We start from the raw sequence: 3,910 nt of genomic DNA, 5'->3' as shown, positions 1-3,910 counted from the left end.
CATGGCCGCGGCGCTGGTGGTCGGCATCGGCATCGGCGCCAATGCCGATGCGTGGCGCCGCGCGCTTCCCTCCTTCGGCGGCGAGCTGGCCCGGCGCGCGCCGGCGCGTCTCGATACCGGCGAATCGTTCGCGCGCCAATCGGCGATCGCCCACGTGATCTACGCCCCCGAAGTGCGCCGGCCGGTCGAAGTCGGCGCCGACCGCGAGCAGGAGCTGGTCAAATGGGTATCGAACCGGCTGGGCGCCGATGTCCGTCCGCCGATCCTGACGCGCACCGGCTTCTCGCTGATGGGGGGTCGCCTGCTGCCGAGCAACCACGGCCCGGTCGCACAGTTCATGTACCACGACGCCAACGGCGAACGGATCACGCTGTGCATCTCGCACCGCGACCTCGCCGCCGACGTGACCGCGTTCCGGCTGTACCAGGACGGGTCCGTCAACGTGTTCTACTGGATCGACGGCAAGTTCGGCTACGCGGTGTCGGGCGGCATCGACCGGCAGCGGCTGCTCGAACTCGCGCACGACGTGCACGCGCAGGTCGCCGCGCAGTAGCGGCGGCGATCCGGGCGCAGCCTGGGAAACGCTCAGAACGTCTTCGTCAGCGACGCCCAGGCCGTGCCCCGGCCCATATGGCGTCCACTGGCATTGGTGTACACCGCCCGGTTCGCATTGGTATCGATATAGGCCACGGCCAGCGCGAAACCGTTGCCCAGGTCCTTGGTCAGGCCGAGCTTCCAGTCGGTGTACGAGGCGTCCGCCACGTTCTGCACCTTCTGGTAGCCGACGTGCGCGTTCAGCGTCAGGCCCCAGAACTCGAGCGGCACGTTGGCCGCCAGGTCGACGTACCAGCTGTTCTTGCTGTCGTGGAAGCCGAACAGGTTGGTCGGCGCGTACGAGTACTTCAGGAACACCGGGCCATAGCCGATGCCCGCGTAGATCTCGGTGGTGTACGGCCGCGTGAAGTTGGCCGGATAGTCGCCGGGGTAGTAGTACTGCAGCACGCCGACGTCGTAGTTCCACTTGCCGTCGCCGAAGGAGTTCTTGAAGCCGACGTAGAAGTCCATCTCGATCGGCGCCGACACCTCGTCGTTGCTGTCGTTCAACCAGCTGATGCTCGAGTTCCAGTTGCCCGCGTAGAAGCCGCTCGCATGGCTGTAGTCGAAGCCGCCCTGGATCGCCGGCCGGCGGTTGCTCTGCATGATCCCGCGGTAGCGGTATTCGGAGGCCAACGACAGATTGCCCGTCAGCGTGTGTTCGGCAGGTTGCGCGGCAGCGGTCTGCGCGGCGGCGGGCATCGCGGCGATCAGCGTGGAAGCGGCCAGCAGCGCGGCCGCGGGATGGCGCGGTAGAGTCAAAGGCATGGTGACGAAGTAGAAGATGGGACCTGATCTCCCCCGAAGGGGCCTTCGTCACGATAGACGCCGGTGCCTAAAAACGGTGTCAAAAGCCGGGGCCGACGCATCCGAATGCCATAAAGCAAAGGCGCCGCGCCAGCCCCCATGTCATCAACCCGCGAAGCGATAACCAATGCCGGTCTCGGTCAGCAGATGAACGGGCTGTGCGGGATCGCGCTCGAGCTTGTGGCGCAGATGGCCCATGTAGACGCGCAGATACTGGCTGCTCTCCGACTGCGACGGCCCCCATACCTCGCGCAGCAGTTCGCGATGCGTCATTACCTTGCCGCGGTGGGCGATCAGCACCGACAGCAGCCGATACTCGATCGGCGTCAGATGCACCGGCTGCCCCGCGCGCGTGATCACGCGATTGGCCAGGTCCACCTGCACGTCGCCGAAGGCGATAAGGTGGCTGCCCTGCGGATTGGCCCTGGCGTGCCGGCGCAGCAGCACCCGCACGCGCGCCACCATCTCGCCGACGCCGAACGGCTTGGTCAGGTAGTCGTCGGCACCGCCGTCGAGCGCGACGATCTTGTCCGCTTCGTCGCTGCGCGCCGACAGCACGAGGATCGGCACCTGGGTCCAGGTCCGCATCTCGCGGATCAGCTGCACGCCATCGCCGTCGGGCAGGCCCAGATCGAGGATGACCAGATCGGGTTGCCGCGTGCCGGCGTCGATCAGCCCCCGCTTCAGCGACTCGGCCTCATGCACGGTACAGCCCTCGGCCTCGAGCGTCGCGCGTACGAAGCGGCGGATATGCGGTTCATCTTCGACCAGCAGCACCGTGGGAGAGAATTCGAATGGCATGACGGGAATGGATTTCGTTGCGGTCGCTCGGCGGCACCGGCTCAAGCGTGCGGGGCCTGGGGCTCGGGCTCCAGCGGCGGTGGATTGCCGCGCGGCAATGCGACGACGAAGCGCGCTCCGGGTCCGTGCCCGGCCTGCCGCTGCGCGGACCGCGCCGGCCGCTCCGGCTCTGCCCAGATGCGTCCGCCATGGGCCTGCACGATCGCCTGGCAGACGGCGAGCCCGAGGCCGACGCCGGCGGTCGCCGATTCGCGCTGTCCGCGCACGAATTTCTCGAAGATCTGGCGCTCGCTGCCGGCCGGCACGCCAGGCCCATCGTCCTCAACGAGGATGCGGACCTCATCGTCGCCCGCTTCCGCGGACACGCGGATCGCCGTCCCCGCCGGCGTGTGCTTGGCCGCATTCTCCAGCAGATTGCACAGCACGCGCTCGATCAGCACCGCATCGCACTGGACCAGCGGCACACGCGACAGGTCGCCCACCGCGACGCGATGCCGCGACAGCGCCTCGCGCATCGCCGCCAGGCTCGAGCCGACCAGCTCCTCGACCGACTGCCACTCCCGCCTGATCCGCACCTCGCGGCCTTGCAGCTTCGCCATGTCGAGCAGGTTGACGACCATCGTGCGCATCCGTTGCGCCTGCTCCAGCATCGCGGCAACGGTGTCGGCCACCGCCGGCGCCAGCGGCGGGTCGCTGCGCCGCAGCGTCTCCGCCATGCCGATCAGTCCGGTCAGCGGCGTGCGCAAATCGTGCGATACCGCGGCCAGCAGCGAGCTGCGCAGCCGCTCCGACTCCATCGACAGTAGCGCCTGCTGCGCGACCTCGACATAGTGCAGCCGCTCGATGGCGATCGCGATCAACGTGCAGAACGCATCCACCTGGCGCCGCAGTGCCGGCTGCGCGAAGGCTCGCCACGCGGCCGGCTCCACCGCCAGCACGCCGCGCGTGCGCATCGGCGCCTTCAGCGGCAGATAGAGCACGGTGCTGCCGGGCAGCGTATGCGTGCCCGTGCCCGCGGGTTGGCCATGGTCGAACACCCATTGCGCCAGCACGTGGTCGATCGAATCGGTGCGCGCGGCCGTGTCCCGCTGCTGCTGGTCGGTCACCGGCGGCAGCAGCTTGCCGTCAGAGGATGTCAGAAAGAACGCGGAATTGGCATCGAACGCCGCGCGGAGGAATCGGCTGCCGATCGGCACGATCTGGTCCAGCGTCAGCGCCGACGACAGCTCGCGGGCCAGCTCGTACAGCGTGCGCGCATCGGTCTCGCGCTGCACCGCGACCTGCGCCTGCTCACGCAGGCCGGCGGTCAGCTGGCCGATCACCAGGCCGACCGACAGCAGCACGACGAAGGTCAGCAGGTACTGCACGTCGGTGACCGCGAACGACAGCCGCGGCGGCACGAAGAAGAAATCGAACGCGGCCACCGACAGCACCGACGCCAATGCCGCCGGGCCACGCCCGTGCCGCAGCGCGACGCCCATCACGGCGGCCAGAAACAGCATCGCGATATTGACGACGTCGAACCATGGCGTGGCCAGCGCCGACAGCGCCGAGGCACCGGCGCACCAGACCACGGCCCACAGGTAGTCGCGGGGCCGGGCCCCATCGGTCGGTGCGCCGGATTGCTGGGCGTCCTCGTGGGGCGGGCGCAGGTCGGTCCGCGTGGTATCGGCGGCCACGCGCACGATGTCGATCTCGGGACAGCCGA

General features: G+C 68.6%; 4 protein-coding genes. 1 reads left to right on the top strand and 3 read right to left on the bottom strand.

Going from position 1 to position 3,910, the window contains the following annotated elements; translation table 11 throughout:
• Positions 1-553 (top strand): anti-sigma factor (locus tag B551_RS26625; RefSeq protein ID WP_023264441.1); only part of this gene is annotated, 553 nt, incomplete at its 5' end.
• 32 nt (positions 554-585) lie between these two features.
• Here the strand turns inward: B551_RS26625 and B551_RS15060 are convergent.
• From B551_RS15060 to B551_RS15050, 3 genes are all read right to left on the bottom strand, one after another.
• The gene (locus B551_RS15060) at positions 586-1,362 is read right to left on the bottom strand and encodes a TorF family putative porin (RefSeq protein WP_043439979.1); all 777 of its coding nucleotides are present in this window, start codon (positions 1,360-1,362) and stop codon (positions 586-588) included.
• A gap of 144 nt (positions 1,363-1,506) precedes the next feature.
• Positions 1,507-2,202 carry a two-component system response regulator KdpE gene (gene kdpE, locus B551_RS15055; RefSeq protein ID WP_006579716.1) on the bottom strand — a complete coding sequence of 232 codons (696 nt, stop codon included), beginning with the start codon at positions 2,200-2,202 and terminating at the stop codon, positions 1,507-1,509.
• A gap of 41 nt (positions 2,203-2,243) precedes the next feature.
• Positions 2,244-3,910 (bottom strand): DUF4118 domain-containing protein (locus B551_RS15050; protein WP_023264440.1); only part of this gene is annotated, 1,667 nt, incomplete at its 5' end.

Origin of the sequence: Cupriavidus sp. HPC(L), assembly GCF_000307735.3 — a bacterium.
Lineage (GTDB): Bacteria > Pseudomonadota > Gammaproteobacteria > Burkholderiales > Burkholderiaceae > Cupriavidus.
Note: the sequence above shows the minus strand (reverse complement) of the source record. Positions and strands in the feature narration are given on the sequence as shown.

Coding starts and splice junctions, on each gene's coding strand:
- B551_RS15060 (WP_043439979.1), bottom strand. CDS start 1,362: ATGCCTTTGACTCTACCGCGCCATCCCGCGGCCGCGCTGCTGGCCGCT.
- kdpE (WP_006579716.1), bottom strand. CDS start 2,202: ATGCCATTCGAATTCTCTCCCACGGTGCTGCTGGTCGAAGATGAACCG.